Origin of the sequence: Methylobacterium sp. (genome assembly GCF_019745455.1) — a bacterium.
Classification (GTDB): domain Bacteria; phylum Pseudomonadota; class Alphaproteobacteria; order Rhizobiales; family Beijerinckiaceae; genus Methylobacterium.
In genome coordinates, this window is record NZ_JAIETD010000143.1 from 1 (window position 1) to 16,946 (window position 16,946).

Consider the following 16,946-nt stretch of genomic DNA (forward strand, 5'->3'; position numbering starts at 1 on the left):
CTCTCCAGCTTGCGGATGAGCACGTTCAGGGAATCCGTCTCGGAAGTGGAAGGCATGGCGGCTTCGGCTCACGTTGCAGGCGGAAGCGCGCGTCTCTCCCCGTCATCAGCGCCCGTGGCGATTTACTGATGATGTGGACGATCATGAGCGAACGTTAATGGAACGATACAAACTAGGTTATCGATGCATCTTCTTATCTCTTCAGTACGCAAGCGGACATTTCAGTCATGATTGAGTTTCTCATTGGCTCAAACGCTAGCTTGGCACTTGTTGCGGGAGGCGCAGATCGATGCGGCAAACCTATCGGATGATCCGGCTAAAACGCTCGAGGGCAGGCATACGCCGGCGAGCGCTCCGCGGCCGGCACGGCGAAAATCCGGAACGGCCCTTGCGCTTGCGCTCCGCCCGTGGGGAGTCAAAGGTCTTCATGAGGGGAACGCCAAGGGAGTCGACACCGCGATGCCGGACGAGCCGATCAAGGGACCTGCTTCCTACTTCCCGTCGATCGAGAAGAAATACGGGCGGCCGATCGCCGAGTGGCAGGATCTGGTGCGCAGACATGCGCCGGCCAAGCACATGGAACTGGTCGCCATGCTGAAGAACGAGCATGGAATGGGCCATGGTCACGCGAATGCTGTCGTGGCTTATGTACTAGCGGAAGATCAGCGCTGAGCTGCCTTATCCGGGTCCACGCGACGTCGGCACCGGGGACGCGGGACGCCAGGGAATCGACATACATCCGTACACGAGTGGTTCCGCGGCGTCCCGTGCCCTCGGTGTCCAGTCTCTTGGGCCAAGCTCCTGGCGCGACATGCGCGCGGGGATGAAGGCGTGTGAGCCCGCGAAACCGAACCCTCCGGCCACGCGTAGGAGGAGGGGCGAGAACCGAAGGGACTCGCCCATCAGCATTCGGAGCGTCCCATGAACAGCTTCATCGCCGTCGTCCTCGTCTGCGCCAACACCATCGCGCAGGCCGATTGCAACGACGACAGGGCGAGCGAAGTCCGCAAGGTCCGCGTCTCGAACGAGCTTGGCTGCACCAACGGCTGGCAGGAGATCATCTCCCGCACCGACCTGAGCGAGCAGATCGGCAAGACCGCCTATCTGAAGACCGAGTGCCGGCGGGTGAAGCGGGCGGAGTAGGGCCCGGCTCGGTTCAGCGGTCGTACTTTATATAGGCGAAGCGCTGGTCCGTCGGCGTGCCTTCCAACGCGCCACCCTCGGTGCCGGGCTGCCAGCCCACCACCTCCTCGATCTTGCGCGCCAGGGCGAAATCCTTCTCGGTGACGCCCTTCGCCGCGTGGTTGGTGAGGCGGACCTCGACCCAGGCATAAGAGGCGGTGAGGTCGGGATGGTGCCATGCGGCCTCGGCGAGGTGGCCCACCGTGTTGATGACCATGAGCGTGCTCTTCCAGCTCGCAGTCTTGTAGGTGCGCTTGATCCAGCCGCCCTCGTAGGTCCAGTGCGGCAGCTCGGCGCCAAGCCGCTCAGTGATGGTGGCATCGTCGAGGACGTCTTCGCGCGTTCCGGCCATGCGACACTCTCCGTCTTGCGTCGATTCTGAAGGGTGATGCGAATTTGCGCCCTGACTTGGGGCGGGGCAAGCGGTAGCCGCGCGCTGAGGCCGCATGGCGCATCCCGCCCCGGCCGCCGCAGCCATGTGGACGGAGCACCGGTCTCACCCTATTGAGTTGTGCAAGAGAATGCCGGATCGCCCGAACGGTCCGAGCCTGCCGCCTGGGTTTGAGGAGACATCCATGCTGTCACGGCGCAGGTTGGTGGCGACCGCGTCGCTGATGCCCGTGTTCGGCACCCTCGGTTTTGGCTCCCGCGTCGGCGCCGTGGCCGCGCCGGCGAGCATCCGGGTCGGCAGCCTGCCCTTCGGCACGGTCTCGTGGGAGGCCGCGCTGATCAAGGCCCGCGGGCTCGACACGCAGAACGGCTTCACCCTCGACGTCGTCAAGCTCGCCGGCAACGACGCGGCACGCATCGCCTTCATGGGCGGTCAGGTCGACACCATCGTCGGCGACCTCCTCTGGGCCGCGCGTCTCGGCAATGACGGCCGCCCGGTTCGGTTCATGCCGTACTCCTCCACCGAGGGCTCGCTGATGGTGCCAGCGGCGAGCGGCATAGCCTCGCTCAAGGACCTCAAGGGCAAGCGCCTCGGCATCGCCGGCGGTCCCCTCGACAAGAACTGGCTGCTCCTGAAGGCGCAGGCCCGCGACCAGGGCATCGACCTCGAATCGATCGCGACCCTCGCGTTCGGGGCACCACCGCTGCTGGCCCTGAAGCTCGAACAGGGCGAACTCGATGCCGGCCTCCTGTACTGGACCTATTGCGCCCGCCTCGAACCCAAGGGCTTCCGCCGCCTCATCGGCGCCGACGAGATCATGCGCGGTTTCGGGGCGACGGGCTCGGTGGCGCTGATCGGCTACCTGTTCGATGCGGCCACCGTGTCGAGCAAGCGCGAGGCGGTCGCCGGGTTTGCCCGCGCCTCGAAGGCGGCCAAGGAGCTCCTCGCCAACGATCCCGCGGCCTGGGAGATCGTCCGCCCGCTGATGTCGGCTGAGGACGAGGCGACCTTCGTGGCGCTCAAGCGTGACTTCCTCGCAGGAATCCCGCGCCGCTCCCTTGATACCGAGCGCGGCGACGGCGAACGGCTCTTCGGCGTTTTGGCCAGGCTCGGCGGCGAGAAGCTCGTCGGCGCCGGGATGACCCTGCCGTCGGGCCTCTACTTCGACGGCTCGGCCTGAGCCGGCGACGATCCTGCCCCGATGGGATTCGCCACCCGCCTCGTCTCGGTGCTCGTGCTGCTCGCCGCCTGGCAACTGGCGGCCGGCCTCGCCGAATCGCGGCTGCTGCCGGCACCGCTCACCATCCTTGACTTCATCGTCAGCGAATCGGCGAGCGGTGAGCTCTGGCGCAATGTCGGCCTCACCCTGGCGCGGGTCGGCGTGTCCTTTCTCCTCGCCATGGTTCTGGGCGTCGTCCTCGGGATCGCGCTCGGACGCTGGAGCGCCCTCAACCTCGTCCTCGATACGCCGCTGCTGATTCTCCTGAACACCCCCGCCCTGGTGATCACCGTGCTGGCCTATATCTGGGTCGGGCTGAACGAGGCCGCCGCCGTCCTGGCCGTCGTCCTTAACAAACTGCCCAACGTGGCGGTGATCCTGCGCGAAGGCGCCCGCAGCCTCGACCCGCAGCTCGAGGAGATGGCGCGGACCTACCGGTTCGACCGTCGCACCTGGATCGCCCACGTGCTGGTTCCCCAACTCCAGCCCTTCGTCGTCGCCGCAGCCCGGTCGGGCCTGTCGCTCGCCTGGAAGATCGTGCTGGTGATCGAGCTCCTGGGCCGGCCCAACGGGGTCGGCTTCGCGATCAACTTCTATTTCGTTCAGAGCCTGAACGTGGCGGCGATCGTCGGCTACAGCGTCGTCTTCATGAGCGTGATGATCGCGATCGACATCCTCATCCTGCAAAGGCTCGAAGCCTATGTCCGACGCTGGCGCTGAGGGCCTCGACCGGTCGCCGGTGCTGTCGGTTGCGATCCGCCGCAAGGTCTACGGGGCGGGCGGCCCGGAGCCGGTCGAGGCCGTGCGCGACCTCGCCTTCAGCGTGGCCCCGGCCGAGATCGCCTGCCTGATCGGCCCATCGGGCGCCGGCAAGACCACCACCTTGCGGATCCTCCTCGGCCTCGACGCCGATTACGAGGGCAGCGTGACCCCCGATCCGGACGACGCCGGCATCGCCATGGTGTTTCAGGAGCCGCGGCTCCTGCCGTGGCGGACCGTGGAGCAGAACGTGCGGCTCGCGCTGCCCCGCGCCCAGCGCGGCCGCAACCTCGATTCCCTTTTCGACTCCCTCGGACTGGCCCCCTGGCGCGGCCGGTTCCCGCGCGCACTCTCCCTTGGGATGGCGCGGCGTGTCTCCCTCGCGCGCGCGCTGGCTCAGGAGCCGCGGCTCCTCATCCTCGACGAGCCCTTCGTGTCCCTCGACGATGCTTCGGCTGCCGCACTCCGCTCGATCGTCGTCGACTGCGTGGACAGCACTCGCACCAGCGTCCTCATGGTGACGCACAACGTCGTCGAGACGATCGAGATGGCGGATCGCCTACTCCTGCTCTCGGGACGTCCGGCAAGCCTCGTGGCGACGATTCCGCTGGACCGGCCTCGCGTCGAACGGCCTCGGAGCTGGATCGATGCGATGCGCAGCGACCTGGCGATTCGCTACCCGCAGATCATCGCTGCCTGAGTCTCTAGGCCGAACAGGCTATCGACGAGCCGCCTCTGTCCCCAGACTTCCACCTGCGACACTCGGGCCGGACCCGGATCGAAATGCGGCGAGACCGCGCATGCCCAATCAGATTGCGTAAGGCAGAGTTGGTGACGGCAAGATTTTTCCGCTGCGAGAAATCTCGCACGACGCACAGGCGCCCTGCACTATCATGCATGCGCGTGCCTCGACCTTGGATGTCCGAGGACCGCGGTCATTTGGTCGACCAGCGGCTTACGCTGAAGCTGAATGCGCCACCGTCAACGGCGCCCGTCGCATGCGCCAGACGCATGCTTCATGTTTTGCTCACGATAAATCAATTTCTATCACGTTTTCGTTCTTTTGCGATGCAGCATCTTTTTCGGCAAAGCGAAAGAGTGCCCCCATCCAGTCAAGCGTCATGTGAGAACTTACCCAGGTCGCCGGCTGAGCTTGCCGAAGCGTGTTGACGGCGCCGGTTTTTTTCTTAGAGTTCATTCAAGCTTCGGTTTCGAGGGGCGCCGCAACGGGATAGCGGAACTCGGCAGTCAGAGCCGTCACGGTAGCGAAAAACTTCGCTGGCGTAATGGGTTATGAGTGCCACTGAAGCCAAATGATCCCAGTCGCAAACAGCAGGTCACACCGGATTACTCGCTCAACCGAGCGGGCAACGGCTGTAAAGACTTGTCGGAGGAATGCATGAGAGCGGTCCATCTTCTCGCACTCGGCGCTGGCCTGGTGGCTTCGGCCCCGGCTTTCGCCAACGATGACGTCCTGAAGCGCACGGCCAACCCGGCCGAGCAAGTCCTTCAGACCGTCGACTACGCCAACACGCGCTATTCGAAGCTCGACCAGATCAACGCCGGCAACGTGAAGAACCTCCAGGTCGCCTGGACCTTCTCCACGGGCGTCCTGCGCGGCCACGAGGGCTCCCCGCTCGTCGTCGGCAACATGATGTACGTCCACACCCCCTTCCCGAACATCGTGTATGCCCTGGATCTCGACCAGGACGGCAAGATCGCCTGGAAGTACGAGCCCAAGCAGGATCCGAGCGTCATCCCGGTGATGTGCTGTGACACGGTCAACCGTGGTCTCGCCTACGCCGACGGCGCCATCATCCTCCATCAGGCCGATACCACCGTCGTCTCGCTCGACGCCAAGTCCGGCAAGGTGAACTGGTCGGTCGTCAACGGCGACCCCAAGAAGGGTGAGACCAACACCGCGACCGTCCTTCCCGTGAAGGACAAGATCATCGTCGGCATCTCCGGCGGCGAGTTCGGTGTGAACTGTCACGTCACCGCCTACGACGCCAAGTCGGGCAAGAAGGTGTGGCGCGGTTATTCCCAGGGCCCCGATGCAGACATGCTGATGGACCCCGAGAAGACGACCCACCTCGGCAAGCCGGTCGGCAAGGACTCCTCGCTGAAGACCTGGGAAGGCGATCAGTGGAAGACCGGCGGCGGCTGCACCTGGGGCTGGTTCTCCTACGACCCCAAGCTGAACGCCATGTACTACGGCTCGGGCAATCCCTCGACCTGGAACCCCAAGCAGCGTCCGGGCGACAACAAGTGGTCCATGACCATCTGGGCTCGTGACGTCGATACCGGTTCGGCCAAGTGGGTCTACCAGATGACCCCCCACGACGAGTGGGATTACGACGGCATCAACGAGATGATCCTCACCGACCAGAAGGTCGATGGTAAGGACCGTCCGCTGCTGACGCACTTCGACCGTAACGGCTTCGGCTACACCCTCGATCGCGCCACCGGCGAGCTCCTCGTCGCCGAGAAGTTCGATCCGGTCGTGAACTGGGCCACCAAGGTCGACATGGACAAGGGCTCGAAGACCTACGGTCGTCCGCTCGTCGTCGCCAAGTACTCCACCGAGCAGAACGGCGAAGATACCAACTCCAAGGGTATCTGCCCGGCGGCCCTCGGCACCAAGGACCAGCAGCCTGCTGCGTTCTCGCCGAAGACCAACCTGTTCTACGTCCCCACCAACCACGTCTGCATGGACTACGAGCCGTTCCGGGTGACCTACACCCCGGGCCAGCCCTATGTCGGTGCCACGCTCGCCATGTACCCCGCTCCGGGCAGCCATGGCGGCATGGGCAACTTCATCGCCTGGGACGGCGTGAAGGGTAAGATCGTCTGGTCCAACCCCGAGCAGTTCTCGGTGTGGTCCGGTGCTCTCGCCACCGCCGGTGACGTGGTGTTCTACGGTACCCTCGAGGGTTACCTGAAGGCCGTCGATTCCAAGTCGGGTAAGGAACTCTACAAGTTCAAGACCCCGTCGGGCATCATCGGTAACGTGATGACCTACCAGCACAAGGGCAAGCAGTTCGTCGGCATCCTGTCGGGTGTCGGTGGCTGGGCCGGCATCGGCCTCGCGGCCGGTCTGACCGACCCGAACGCCGGCCTCGGCGCGGTGGGTGGTTACGCCGCCCTCTCGAACTACACCAACCTCGGTGGTCAGCTGACCGTCTTCGCTCTGCCGAACTAATCGGTCGCAGTTAGCAACTCACCAATAGGTGCCGGCGCGGGTTTCCGCGCCGGCATCTTTATGATTAGGTCCCGCTAAGAATGAGCAAACAAACGGCTGGTGAGCCGTTGTGGTATACCTGGGAGAAACGTCGTTGCACTCCATAAGCAAAGCAGCAATCCGTCCAGTTCTGGCTTTCGTCGCCCTCGCCTCCGTCGCGGCGGCTCCCCTACAGGCGCAGGATGCGAAGCCGGTCGATGCAAAGCTGGCCAATCAACTTGACCCGAACGCCCCGGACAAGGATCAGAAGATCCTCGACAAGTATCAGGCAGTGAAGGCCGAGGACGGCAAGTATTTCGACAAGGACGGCGCGCCGACCTACCACATCACCAATGACGGCAAGAAGTTCGACTGGTACGCCTATTCGGGCTATCGCCGCTACCATGCCGAATGCCATGTCTGCCATGGACCGGATGCTATGGGCTCGACCTACGCTCCGGCTCTCAAGGATTCGCTCAAGACGATCTCCTATGAGGAGTTTATTGGCATCATTGCCGGCGGAAAGCAGAACTCCAGCGCCGGCGGCCAGAGCGTGATGCCGGCTTTCGGCGATAACAAGAACGTCATGTGCTACGCGGATGATCTCTACGTTTACCTGAAGGCCCGCGCTTCCGGCGCGATGCCGCGTGTGCGCCCGAGCGACAAGGAAGAGAAGCCCGAAGCCGCCAGGAAGTCCGAGAAGGAATGCCTGGGCGGTTGATGATGGCCCGTGATTTCCTGAAGGCAATCACCGTCGCGCTCCTGCTGATGCCAGCAGGGGCGCGTTACGCTTCGGCGCAGACTTTGCCCGATCTCGTCACACCGGACGTACTCCGTGTCTGCGGCGACCCGGGCAACATGCCGTTCTCGGATCGCAAGGAGAACGGCTTCGAGAACAAGATCGCCCAGATCATCGGCGACGAATTGAAGGTGAAGGTCCGCTATTACTGGCTTACGCAGGGGCCGGGTTTCGTGCGTAACACGCTCGGCACCGGGCTTTGCGACCTCATCATCGGCTCGACCATAGGCGCCGAAGGCGTCCAGAACACCAATCCGTATTACCGCTCGACCTATGCGCTCGTCGTTCGCCGTGGCGAGATGCCGGATGTGACGCGCCTCGACGATCCCAAGCTCAAGGACAAGAGCATCGGCGTCATCGCGGGCACTCCGCCGGTGAACCGCATGGGCGAGGTCGGGCTGATCTCCAAGATGCGGACCTACGCGCCTTATCAGCTCGATCCCGGCCGCCAGCACCAGACCGTATCGGCCGAGATCATTGCCAATCTTGCCGACAAGACCCTCGACGCCGCCGTCCTCTGGGGTCCGGCAGCAGGTTGGCTGGCCAAGCAGAGCGGCGTCGCGATGGATGTGATCCCGCTCCTCAACGAGCCGGATCGGCCGCCCCTGAACTTCCGGATCACCATGGGCGTGCGCGTCGAAGAGAACGACTGGAAGCGGACGCTCAATACGGTGCTGCGCAAGCGGCGGGCCGATATCGAGGCTGTGCTCCGCGACTTCGCGGTGCCGCTGATGAGCGAAGAGGGCAACGCTCTCCTCGACGCCGGAAAGCCGTGACGAACGGCTGATGCCTCAAGTCACGCGATCGATTCCGGTCGCGTCGAGCTTCCGCAGCGCCTGCGTGACTGTCTCCGGCCCTATCAGGAGATCGGGGGCGATCTCCGCGAGCGGGACAAGCACGAAGGCACGCTCGCGGACGAAGCGGTGCGGCAGCACGAGGCGTTCGTCGGCGACGGCGGCGCCTTCGTAGAACAGTACGTCGATGTCGATGATGCGCGGGCCCCAGCGACGTTCTCGCACGCGGCCGAGGACCGTCTCGATGGAGAGGCAAGCTTCCAGCAGTGCATGTGGGCTCAAGGTGGTCTCGACCGCCAGGGCGGCGTTGAGGAACCAGTCCTGATCGGTGTCGCCCCAAGGGGGGGTTCGATAGTTGCTCGACCGCGCTGCGATGCGGATGCCAGGCGTTACCGAGAGACGGGCCACCGCCTCCTCCAGAATGGCCGCCTTGTCGCCGATGTTGCTGCCGAGGCCCAGATAAGCAGCCGTCATGCCGCTGCCGGGGGGCGCCGCCGCGTGACGACGATGGCGACCCCGTCGATCACGGCCGGCACGGGCGCGCTCGGCTTGTCGACCCGAACATCGACGCTCTCGATCCGAGGGAAGCCGTCAAGGACCTCCCCGGCGATCGCCTCCGCCAGGGCCTCGATCAGGGCGAAGCGCCGCTCGGTGGCGATCGCGATGACGATCCGGGTGAGGTCAGCGTAGCTCACGGTCTGCGAAACGTCGTCAGACCTGCCGGCAGGGCCGAGATCGAGGCTGCAATCGAGGGAGATGTAGAAGCGCTGGCCAATCCGCGCCTCCTCCGCCAGGAGGCCGTGATAGGCGAAGACGGCGATGCGCTCGACGAGGATGCGGTCGCTCACGGCTCGGATCCTTCCGTCGCCGGGCGCATGACCGCATCGACGATCCGCAGGGCATCGACATGCGCACGAACATCGTGGACGCGGACGATGTCTGCACCGAGGGTCGCCGAGAGGACATGGCTCGCGATCGAGCCGTAGAGGCGATCCACCGGGCGGGTGTCGGAATCGTGCAGGCGGCCGAGGAGCGACTTGCGCGAGACGCCGACGAGGACGGGAAACCCGAGGGCGCGGATCTCCGGTAAACGACGCAGGGCGTCGAGATGCTGCTCCCAGCTCTTGCCGAACCCGATACCGGGATCGAGGACGATCTCGCGGTCACCGATCCCGGCGCGGCGGGCGATACCGAGCGAGACCTCGAAGAAGCGGAGCATATCGTCGACGATGTCGATCGACGGATCGATCGTCTCGCGGTTGTGCATCACCATCACGGGCGCCCCATGGGCAGCCGCGACGGTGGCGATGTCTGGCTCGCGCTGGAGGCCCCAGACATCGTTGACGATCCTGGCACCGGCTTCGAGCGCGACGCGAGCCGTGGAAGCCTTGTAGGTATCGACCGAGATCGGCACCGGCAGCCGCGCAGCGAGGTCGCGGATCACCGGCAGGATGCGGGCCTGCTCCTCCTCCGCGCCGACCGGCACGTGCCCGGGGCGGGTCGATTCCCCACCGATATCGACGAGGGCCGCGCCCTCTGCGACGAGAGCCTCGGCCTGAGCCCGGGCCGCGCCTGCCTCCTCGAAGCGACCGCCATCCGAGAAGGAATCCGGGGTGACGTTGAGGATGCCCATGACGAGGGTACGGCGCCCGAGGCCGGGAAGAAGCTCGGCGAGGGCGGAGGCGGGATCAGGCTGCACGGCGTCTCATGGAATGGGCTGAGCCTCAGGCTCGCACCGCCTGTCTTTCCCGCGAAATGCCGGAGACGCAAGGGCTTTGCGCTTCGGCACTCCGGCGTGGTGCCGCCAACGAGCGGCCGACCGCCCCTGTCAGGTGCCGCTGCGATAGCAGCGGATCTCGGCCTCGGCCTGGGCGCGGCGCAGGTCGGCGACCTGATCGTCATAAACCTTCGTGGTCTTGAACCCGGCCATACGCTGTCCGACGCCCTGGCGCATCGACAGGACCGTGCTCGCCTGAACGTACTTGTCGTAAGGCAGGATCGACGCGAGGGCGTCGAGCGAGCAGGAACAGCGCGACAGCGACTCGCGGGACTGGCCGTTGGCGGCCATGCAGCCGAAGATGTAATCGGCCCGGGCCTCGGTCGGATAATCGTTCTCACTCTCGACCGCCAGAGCCGGAACCGTCAGGGCCGGGACAGCCAGGAGGGCCAGCCCGAAAGCAAGCCCGGCGGTGCGTTCAACCAGCGTTCTGATCATAGCTCAGCTGCTCCTCAAGGAGTTCGCCGCCCTCGGCATTCTTCGAGCGCGCCTCGATCGAGAGCAGTTCGCCCGGCACCGCGGCGGATGTGACGAAGACATAGGTGAGGTTCGAGAGACCGCGCATTCGGTCCTTCATCTTGTCATCGACGAAGGGCTGCACCTCGATGCGCCACGCTTCCACCGTCTTACCCTTGAAGGTCGCCTGAACCGGCGTCACCGTCGCGTTCTCGCGCAGCGCCTTGCGGATCCCGTTCTTGATGTAGCGCGGGTTGGCCATCAGCACCTTGGCAACGCTCCCGAGGTGATGCTCGAGGAAAAGGGTCATCACCGGGTTGCCGGGCATGTCCTCGAAGGGGCCGGCCGGGAAACGGTTGGCGCCCGAGAACATCTCGACGCGGATGTTGCGGTTCTCCGGCTGGGCGGCCGCATCGACGTTCAGCTTGATCCGGTCGTTGAGAGGAGGACCGAACGGCCCCTTCTCGATCCCGCTGCGACGGATGTAGTCGTAGGTGAGCGTCGTACCAGGCGCGACATTCTTCATTTGCGGCTGTTCGAACAGCAGGTCGGAGGCGTTCGGCGTGCCGGTATTGGCCTGCACGACGGCCGCGTCGGCAGGACGCTGGGCTTGCGCCAGCGCGGGAGCGCCGGCCAAGGCAATGGCCGCGGCGAGGCAGGTGGCCTGCACGGTCTGGAACGTCAAGGAACGGGTCTTCACAGCGGGGCTTCCTCCGTCAGCGGCGCGCGGACATCGCGGTCCACGTTACTGCCAATGGTCCGATAGACGTAGTCGGGCGGTGTCTCGGCCGCCTCTTCGGTGGCCAGCGCCCGCACCTTGGCGTGCAAAGGCGAGAGCGAGCAGGCCGGGTCGGTGGCGGCAGCGTCGCCGGCCAGTGCCAGGGCCTGGCAGCGGCAACCGCCCCAATCCTTCTCGCGGCGATCGCAGGAGCGGCAGGGCTCCTTCATCCAATCGGTCCCGCGATAGGCCGTAAAAGCCGGCGACTTCGACCAGATGTCGCTCAAGGAGTGGTCGGTGACGTACCAGAACTCGAGATGCTTGATGGTCTCGGCCGCGTGGCAGGGCAGGACCTTCCCGGCCGGGGTCACGTTGATGAGCTTGCGGCCCCAGCCGCCGGCGCAGGCCTTGGGGTACTTGGCGTAGTAGTCCGGCACCACGAGGTCGATCACGAGCTGGCCCTTCAGCCGCTCGCGCGCCGCCTCGACGATGCGGATCGACTGGTCGACCTGCGCCTTGTCCGGCATCAGCGACGCCCGGTTCACGTAGGCCCAGCCGTAATACTGGGTATGGGCCACTTCAAGCCGCTTGGCGCCGAGCTTGACGGCGAGATCGATGAAGCCCTCGACCTCATGGATGTTGCCGCGATGGATCACGCTGTTGAGGGTCAGCGGCAGGCCGAGCTGCGTCACCCGCTCGGCGAAGGCGAATTTCTGCGGCTGGGCATTCTTGAGGCCGCCGATCTTCTCGGCATTGGCCGCATCGACGCCCTGCACGGAGAGTTGCACATGGTCGAGGCCGGCATCGTAGAGCGCGTCGAGCTTGGCCAGTGCCCCGCCGACCCCAGATGTGATCAGGTTCGAATAGAGCCCGAGCTTGGCGCAGGTCTGGGTGATCTCGACGATGTCGTTGCGGGCCGTAGGCTCGCCGCCGGAGAGGTGGACATGGAGGACGCCGAGCGCCGCCGCCTCGGTCAGCACCCGCTGCCACGTCGCCGTGTCGAGCTCGCCCGAGCGCCGGTCGAGCTCCAGCGGGTTGGAGCAATAGGGACAGCGCAGGGGACAGCGATGCGTCAGCTCCGCCAGGAGCCCGACCGGAGCGGGGAGGATCGGCGTCAGCGCGTTCATCGCTCGAGCACCCGTTTCGTGGCGAGATCGTTGAGCATCACGAGGATGTCCGCCTCGATCACCGAACGGTCGGCCGCGAACTTCTCGGCGAGCATGCCGGCGATGTCGCGCACGCTGCGGATGCCGTCCACGAGGGACAGGACCGCCACCGCATTGGCGTCGAGGTCGAAGGTGCGCTCGGGCGCCAGAAGCACATACTGGCCGCGAACTTCGTCGTGACGCAGGCGCACGCCGCGCGGCAGGCGGGGCACGTCGGTCGGGCCGATCGTGCCGGTACCGGCGGCCTTCGGCGTATCGGCATCGGGCACGAGGCCGGTGCCGGGCGTCCAGGCATCGGGCGGGGTCATGCCGGGCGCGACATAGGAGAAGTACAGGGCGTCGAGCTGCGTCCAGAGCACGTTGCACTTGAAGGTGAGGGCCGCCATCGCCTGCCGCTGCAATTCGGGAGTGGTGGCGTGCTGCTTGACGTAGTCGATGGCGAACTCGGCATCGCGCGGTGCCTGGGTCAGCCGCTTGTCGAAATAGGCCAGCGTGTCCTTGGTGATGAAGTCGTAGTTCTTCAGCATTCCGGCGACGCGTTCGGAGATGATGGTCGGCGAGAACATCTCTGTGAGCGAGGAGGCGATCGCCTCCAGCAGGGAGCGCTCCTTCACGAAATGGACATAGGCGTCCACCGAGAAGCGGGTGGCGGACAGGATGCCTTGGGTCGACTCGACGTAGTCGCGGCGGAAGCCGACGCCCTCGGCGAGCTTGAGCCAGCGCTCGATCCCGCCATCGCCGGGTGAGTCGCCGTCATGGTCGACGATGCGCTGACGCCAAACCCGGCGCAGGGACGCATCCTCCATCCGCGCCAGTACGGCGGCGTCCTTCACCGGGATCATCGCCTGGTAATAATAGCGGTTGAGCGCCCAGGCGCGGACCTGATCCTTGCTCAGCTTGCCGTCATGCAGCAGGCGATGGAACGGATGCAGATTGTGATAGCGGCGCGCGCCGATGTCGCGAAGTGCCGCCTCCATCTCTTCGGGTGAGAGCAGGCGCTGGGCATCGGCGGCGGAGGGGAGCGGGAAGGGAGCGGTCATGGCGGTGTCCGTCTCATAGCGTTTCCGAAAGAATCTTATCCATGGCATCCTAGCCCGTGAAGGGCACCGGAGCCGGCCGCGCTATTATATTGCGCGTTATCTAAAGTGCGTGGCACTAAATTTCCAGACGTCGCCAGCAGACGCTCACGCCCCATATAGCTAGAGCGCCAGCGCCATCCCGTCATGGGCTACGGTCCAATTCTGGCTCACCACCCGGTCGCGCTCGACCGAGTCCTCCACCAGGACCGGGTTGGTGTTGTTGATGTGGACGAAGACCCGGCGCCCGATGGCCGTATCGGCGAGAGCCTCGATCGAGCCTCCAGGCCCCGTCATCGGTACGTGGCCCATGCGCCAGCCGGTCTTCGTACCCACCCCGGCACGGATCATGTCGTCGTCGAACAGCACGGTGCCGTCGAAGAGCAGAGCATCGACTCCGGCAATCCGCGCCTTGAGATCGTCCGTCACCCGGGCGCAGCCGGGAATGTAGGCGAGCCGCTTGCCACCCGCCTCGATCATCGCGCCGACCGTCGTCTCGGTCTCGGCGCCAATCTCCATGGTCTCGTCCTCGAGCCAGAGCGGCACCTTGCCGGGCACCGAGAAGAGGGTGACGACGAGGCCGAGAACCGGCTCGAATGGCGCGCCCAAGCGGATCGCCTCACGCGTCACCACATCGGTCGCCATGACGTCGAAGACGCGGTTGGCGTTGACGGAATCGAGAATGCCAGCCGTGCCGTAGAGGGTGAAGGGCTGGCCTTCGCGCAATGTCAGGAGCCCGGCGACATGGTCGACATCGCCGTTCGTCAGCAGCACGGCATGGATCGGCGAGTGGCGAAGGCCCTCACGCGGATGCAGGACCGCGTTGTCCGAAATTTGCTGGCGAATGTCGGGAGAGGCGTTCACCAGGAGCCAGCGATCCCCATCGGGAGATACGGCGATGCTCGACTGCGTGCGCGGCTTGACCTGACCGGTATTCTGCCTGGCCAGGGAGCAAATGGGGCAGCGGCAGTTCCACTGGGGAAGGCCGCCGCCCGCTGCGGAACCGAGGATCACGACCTGCATGGCGAACCGATGCGAATACCGTACTCCCCAGTCGCCGGAACTTAGTTGAAGGTGTCGATCTCAGCCGACTCGTAGCTCGTGACTTCCATGCCGACGCAGATCTCGGAAACGATGGGGGCAGCCCAGGTCATGGTGTTTCTCCGGAAAGTTTCTTTGGATGTCGCCAGCTCTGAGAATTCACCATTAAGGAGAACCTAAGATACTGACGGCGCAGTCATTTCTGTCGCGAAAGCTATATCGGCGTTTTGTGCGGACTCTTCAAGCGCAAAATTGCCGAATCCTCCCGCTGCGCCATTAGAAAGCTCTCATATCATATACCGGCGTGACAGCGCGGCGCGACGCCGCGGCAGTCCCGTCAATGCCGGAAATCCTGCGCCTTCAAGTCGAGCATGAAGCCGCGCCCGCGCACGGTGACGATGACGGGTCCGCCGAGGCGCACGAAATCCGAGAGCTTGGTGCGTAGGTAACCGACATAGACGTCGACGACGTTGAGCGAGAGGCCGCCCTGTCCGGCCCAGAGCTTATCGAAGATGTCGCCGCGGGAGACCGGCTGGTTGGCCTTGTCCATCAGGAGGGCCAGTACTTCCGCTTCGCGGGGAGTGAGCCGCGCGCTCGCATCGGCGAAGGCGACCTGACGGATGTTGAGGTCGAGGATGAGCCGGCCGGCCGTGACCACGGTGCGGGGCCCCTCTGAGGCCTTGCGGCGCAGGAGATGGGTCTGAAGGCGAGCGAGCAACTCGTCGAAGACGAAGGGCTTCACGATGTAGTCGTCGGCGCCGAGTGCCAAGCCTTCGGCGCGGTCGCGGACCTCGTCCCGGGCGGAGAGGAACAGGATCGGGCCGGGATAACCCCCTTCCCGCAGGGACCGGCAGACATCGTGGCCCGAGCCGTCGGGCAGGTTGATGTCGAGGACGACGGCTTCGGGCGCTTCCTCGCGGGCGGCAGCCAGCGCATCCTCCACGCGGCCGGCGACACCCACCGTGAAGCCTTCGGCCTCCAGTCCGCGGGCCAGCATGCCGCGGATGTCGCCGTCATCCTCCACGATCAAGATGCGAGTCATGCAACCTTCTCCCCATCCGCTCGGGCATGATTGTGTTGGGGGGCTTGGTCGAGCACGGGCACATCGAGCGTGACGCGCGCGCCTCCCCCCTCGGCAGAACCGATGCGGATCGTCCCATCATGGCGTTCGATCACCCAACGCGCCAGCGCCAAGCCGATCCCGAAGCCGCTTTCCCCGGACCGGCTCTCACGGCGAAACCGCTCGAACAGGCCCTCTCCGGCCTCCGGGAAGCCGGGGCCGTCATCGCTGATGACGATCGCCGCCATGCCGGCTCCGATCTCCAGGGCGACGACGACGCGGGTCGCGCCGACGGCATGGCGAAGGGCGTTGTCGACGAGACTCTCCACGACCTGCCGCAGCCATTCGCGATCGGCGAGGATGCGGACGTCGCGATCGCCGGTGTCGAGGCTCAGGGCGACGCGCCGCCGACCGGCTTCCGAGGCCATGCTGTCGACGGCATCGGTGAGGATCGCCGCGGCGCTGGCGGGACGGCGGTCGAGTTCGATCTGGCCGGATTCCGAGCGTGCCACCCGCAGCAGGTCCTCGACCCGACGCTGGAGGCGCAGCGCCCGCTTGCGGATGGTGGCGAAGACCGGGGTGTGGTCGACCGGCCGACCTGCCGATCGGGCGGCGATGTCGCATTCGCCGAGGATCACCGTGAGGGGCGTGCGCAACTCGTGGCTGACATCGGCGAAGAAGCGCCTGCGCGACTGGTCCACCGCCTCCAGCCGCTCGTTGGCGGCACGCAGGTCGAGCGTCCGGGCGGCCACCGTGTCTTCCAAAGCGGCCCTGTCGGCAGCGAGCCGCCCCTCGCGGCGGGCGAGGCGGGCGGCCATGCGGTTGAAGTTCGCCACCAGCAGGCCGAGCTCGTCGCGCGTCGCCACGGAGAGGCGTGTGTCGAGTTCGCCGCGCCCGACCGCGCCGGCCGCCCGGCGGATCGCCTCGATCCGGGCCAGGGTCGGCCGGGTCACCCCGCGATACAGGACCAGCACGACGCCGAGCGCGAAGATCGCCGCCGCGAGGGCACCGATGCGCAGATGGTTCGACAGCGCCCGGGCCTCATCGGAGCCCGCGATCATGGAGCGGCGCTCGACCTCGATCAGGAACGAGAGCGGCTGGCCGATCATCGCACCGAAGCCGTTGAGGGCGCCGCGGATCGCCGCCCGGCGCTGCTCGTCCTCGGCCTTGCGCAGAACCTGCGTCACCTGCCGGTCGAGCACGACCCGGGCCGAGCGAAGCTGCGCCATGGGGCGCGTCCGGGCGGCGTAGAGTGTCCTGTCGAGGGGGTCGTCGCTTGCCGCGATAG

General features: G+C 65.7%; 21 protein-coding genes. 8 read left to right on the forward strand and 13 right to left on the reverse strand.

Annotated features, from left to right (window positions below; genetic code table 11):
* Positions 1-459 precede the first annotated feature (459 nt).
* Positions 460-672: a DUF4287 domain-containing protein gene (locus tag K2Y56_RS23835; protein ID WP_292513787.1), complete on the forward strand. Its 213-nt coding sequence runs from the start codon at positions 460-462 to the stop codon at positions 670-672.
* 249 nt (positions 673-921) lie between these two features.
* Positions 922-1,143, forward strand: coding sequence for a hypothetical protein (locus K2Y56_RS23840; RefSeq protein WP_292513790.1), 222 nt, complete (start codon positions 922-924; stop codon positions 1,141-1,143).
* Positions 1,144-1,156: 13 nt separating this feature from the next.
* Here the strand turns inward: K2Y56_RS23840 and K2Y56_RS23845 are convergent, their stop codons facing one another.
* Positions 1,157-1,534: a 4a-hydroxytetrahydrobiopterin dehydratase gene (locus K2Y56_RS23845; protein WP_292513792.1), complete on the reverse strand. Its 378-nt coding sequence runs from the start codon at positions 1,532-1,534 to the stop codon at positions 1,157-1,159.
* Between the two features lie 223 nt (positions 1,535-1,757).
* Between K2Y56_RS23845 and K2Y56_RS23850 the strand changes: the two genes are divergently transcribed.
* Genes K2Y56_RS23850 through K2Y56_RS23860 form a run of 3 tightly spaced genes read left to right on the forward strand, consistent with a single transcriptional unit; the run spans position 1,758 to position 4,251 of the window.
* Positions 1,758-2,753 (forward strand): ABC transporter substrate-binding protein, encoded by a 996-nt coding sequence (locus K2Y56_RS23850; protein WP_292513795.1) that lies wholly within the window; start codon positions 1,758-1,760, stop codon positions 2,751-2,753.
* A 21-nt stretch (positions 2,754-2,774) separates the two neighbouring features.
* Positions 2,775-3,512: an ABC transporter permease subunit gene (locus tag K2Y56_RS23855; protein WP_292513798.1), complete on the forward strand. Its 738-nt coding sequence runs from the start codon at positions 2,775-2,777 to the stop codon at positions 3,510-3,512.
* A complete protein-coding gene (locus K2Y56_RS23860) occupies positions 3,493-4,251 on the forward strand; it encodes an ATP-binding cassette domain-containing protein (RefSeq protein WP_292513801.1) in 759 nt (252 codons plus the stop codon). Before K2Y56_RS23855 ends, K2Y56_RS23860 begins: the two co-directional genes overlap by 20 nt.
* A gap of 327 nt (positions 4,252-4,578) precedes the next feature.
* On the opposite strand, the gene K2Y56_RS23865 is transcribed toward K2Y56_RS23860, so the two are convergent.
* Positions 4,579-4,749, reverse strand: a complete 171-nt coding sequence (locus tag K2Y56_RS23865) for a hypothetical protein (protein WP_292513804.1) — start codon at positions 4,747-4,749, stop codon at positions 4,579-4,581.
* A 201-nt stretch (positions 4,750-4,950) separates the two neighbouring features.
* Here K2Y56_RS23865 and xoxF1 point away from each other — a divergent pair, with 201 nt between their 5' ends.
* From xoxF1 to xoxJ, 3 genes are all read left to right on the forward strand, one after another.
* Positions 4,951-6,753 (forward strand): lanthanide-dependent methanol dehydrogenase XoxF1, encoded by a 1,803-nt coding sequence (gene xoxF1, locus K2Y56_RS23870; protein WP_292513806.1) that lies wholly within the window; start codon positions 4,951-4,953, stop codon positions 6,751-6,753.
* A 133-nt stretch (positions 6,754-6,886) separates the two neighbouring features.
* On the forward strand, positions 6,887-7,492 hold the full coding sequence (locus K2Y56_RS23875; protein WP_292513809.1) for a c-type cytochrome, methanol metabolism-related: 606 nt from the start codon (positions 6,887-6,889) through the stop codon (positions 7,490-7,492).
* Between the two features lie 2 nt (positions 7,493-7,494).
* Entirely contained in the window at positions 7,495-8,346 is an 852-nt protein-coding gene (gene xoxJ, locus K2Y56_RS23880; protein WP_292513850.1) for a rare earth element methanol dehydrogenase accessory protein XoxJ, read from the forward strand.
* A 15-nt stretch (positions 8,347-8,361) separates the two neighbouring features.
* Here the strand turns inward: xoxJ and folK are convergent, their stop codons facing one another.
* The 11 genes from folK to K2Y56_RS23935 form a co-directional block, all read right to left on the reverse strand.
* Complete coding sequence (folK, locus tag K2Y56_RS23885; protein ID WP_292513811.1) at positions 8,362-8,838, reverse strand: 2-amino-4-hydroxy-6-hydroxymethyldihydropteridine diphosphokinase; 477 nt, start codon at positions 8,836-8,838, stop codon at positions 8,362-8,364.
* On the reverse strand, positions 8,835-9,212 hold the full coding sequence (gene folB / locus K2Y56_RS23890; RefSeq protein ID WP_292513813.1) for a dihydroneopterin aldolase: 378 nt from the start codon (positions 9,210-9,212) through the stop codon (positions 8,835-8,837). Before folB ends, folK begins: the two co-directional genes overlap by 4 nt.
* Positions 9,209-9,997 (reverse strand): dihydropteroate synthase, encoded by a 789-nt coding sequence (gene folP / locus K2Y56_RS23895; RefSeq protein WP_292513853.1) that lies wholly within the window; start codon positions 9,995-9,997, stop codon positions 9,209-9,211. The genes folB and folP overlap by 4 nt, the downstream gene beginning before the upstream one ends.
* 195 nt (positions 9,998-10,192) lie before the next feature.
* Entirely contained in the window at positions 10,193-10,579 is a 387-nt protein-coding gene (locus K2Y56_RS23900; RefSeq protein ID WP_292513815.1) for a hypothetical protein, read from the reverse strand.
* Entirely contained in the window at positions 10,560-11,216 is a 657-nt protein-coding gene (locus K2Y56_RS23905; protein WP_292513856.1) for a hypothetical protein, read from the reverse strand. The genes K2Y56_RS23900 and K2Y56_RS23905 overlap by 20 nt, the downstream gene beginning before the upstream one ends.
* Positions 11,217-11,293: 77 nt before the next feature.
* Entirely contained in the window at positions 11,294-12,442 is a 1,149-nt protein-coding gene (gene pqqE / locus K2Y56_RS23910) for a pyrroloquinoline quinone biosynthesis protein PqqE (RefSeq protein WP_292513818.1), read from the reverse strand.
* Complete coding sequence (gene pqqC / locus K2Y56_RS23915) at positions 12,439-13,521, reverse strand: pyrroloquinoline-quinone synthase PqqC (RefSeq protein ID WP_292513820.1); 1,083 nt, start codon at positions 13,519-13,521, stop codon at positions 12,439-12,441. The genes pqqE and pqqC overlap by 4 nt, the downstream gene beginning before the upstream one ends.
* 159 nt (positions 13,522-13,680) lie before the next feature.
* A complete protein-coding gene (pqqB, locus tag K2Y56_RS23920) occupies positions 13,681-14,580 on the reverse strand; it encodes a pyrroloquinoline quinone biosynthesis protein PqqB (protein ID WP_292513823.1) in 900 nt (299 codons plus the stop codon).
* A 41-nt stretch (positions 14,581-14,621) separates the two neighbouring features.
* Positions 14,622-14,711, reverse strand: coding sequence for a pyrroloquinoline quinone precursor peptide PqqA (gene pqqA / locus K2Y56_RS23925; protein WP_055889187.1), 90 nt, complete (start codon positions 14,709-14,711; stop codon positions 14,622-14,624).
* A 224-nt stretch (positions 14,712-14,935) separates the two neighbouring features.
* Positions 14,936-15,640: a response regulator transcription factor gene (locus K2Y56_RS23930; protein ID WP_292513844.1), complete on the reverse strand. Its 705-nt coding sequence runs from the start codon at positions 15,638-15,640 to the stop codon at positions 14,936-14,938.
* Positions 15,637-16,946 (reverse strand): HAMP domain-containing sensor histidine kinase (locus K2Y56_RS23935; protein ID WP_292513847.1); only part of this gene is annotated, 1,310 nt, incomplete at its 5' end. The genes K2Y56_RS23935 and K2Y56_RS23930, both read right to left, overlap by 4 nt.

What these genes read in the sequence shown, in the direction of transcription:
- K2Y56_RS23835 (WP_292513787.1), top strand. Translation starts at nt 460, where the DNA reads ATGCCGGACGAGCCGATCAAGGGACCTGCTTCCTACTTCCCGTCGATC.
- K2Y56_RS23840 (WP_292513790.1), top strand. Translation starts at nt 922, where the DNA reads ATGAACAGCTTCATCGCCGTCGTCCTCGTCTGCGCCAACACCATCGCG.
- K2Y56_RS23845 (WP_292513792.1), bottom strand. Translation starts at nt 1,534, where the DNA reads ATGGCCGGAACGCGCGAAGACGTCCTCGACGATGCCACCATCACTGAG.
- K2Y56_RS23850 (WP_292513795.1), top strand. Translation starts at nt 1,758, where the DNA reads ATGCTGTCACGGCGCAGGTTGGTGGCGACCGCGTCGCTGATGCCCGTG.
- K2Y56_RS23855 (WP_292513798.1), top strand. Translation starts at nt 2,775, where the DNA reads ATGGGATTCGCCACCCGCCTCGTCTCGGTGCTCGTGCTGCTCGCCGCC.
- K2Y56_RS23860 (WP_292513801.1), top strand. Translation starts at nt 3,493, where the DNA reads ATGTCCGACGCTGGCGCTGAGGGCCTCGACCGGTCGCCGGTGCTGTCG.
- K2Y56_RS23865 (WP_292513804.1), bottom strand. Translation starts at nt 4,749, where the DNA reads ATGAACTCTAAGAAAAAAACCGGCGCCGTCAACACGCTTCGGCAAGCT.
- xoxF1 (WP_292513806.1), top strand. Translation starts at nt 4,951, where the DNA reads ATGAGAGCGGTCCATCTTCTCGCACTCGGCGCTGGCCTGGTGGCTTCG.
- xoxJ (WP_292513850.1), top strand. Translation starts at nt 7,495, where the DNA reads ATGGCCCGTGATTTCCTGAAGGCAATCACCGTCGCGCTCCTGCTGATG.
- folK (WP_292513811.1), bottom strand. Translation starts at nt 8,838, where the DNA reads ATGACGGCTGCTTATCTGGGCCTCGGCAGCAACATCGGCGACAAGGCG.
- folP (WP_292513853.1), bottom strand. Translation starts at nt 9,997, where the DNA reads ATGGGCATCCTCAACGTCACCCCGGATTCCTTCTCGGATGGCGGTCGC.
- K2Y56_RS23900 (WP_292513815.1), bottom strand. Translation starts at nt 10,579, where the DNA reads ATGATCAGAACGCTGGTTGAACGCACCGCCGGGCTTGCTTTCGGGCTG.
- pqqE (WP_292513818.1), bottom strand. Translation starts at nt 12,442, where the DNA reads ATGAACGCGCTGACGCCGATCCTCCCCGCTCCGGTCGGGCTCCTGGCG.
- pqqC (WP_292513820.1), bottom strand. Translation starts at nt 13,521, where the DNA reads ATGACCGCTCCCTTCCCGCTCCCCTCCGCCGCCGATGCCCAGCGCCTG.
- pqqB (WP_292513823.1), bottom strand. Translation starts at nt 14,580, where the DNA reads ATGCAGGTCGTGATCCTCGGTTCCGCAGCGGGCGGCGGCCTTCCCCAG.
- pqqA (WP_055889187.1), bottom strand. Translation starts at nt 14,711, where the DNA reads ATGACCTGGGCTGCCCCCATCGTTTCCGAGATCTGCGTCGGCATGGAA.
- K2Y56_RS23930 (WP_292513844.1), bottom strand. Translation starts at nt 15,640, where the DNA reads ATGACTCGCATCTTGATCGTGGAGGATGACGGCGACATCCGCGGCATG.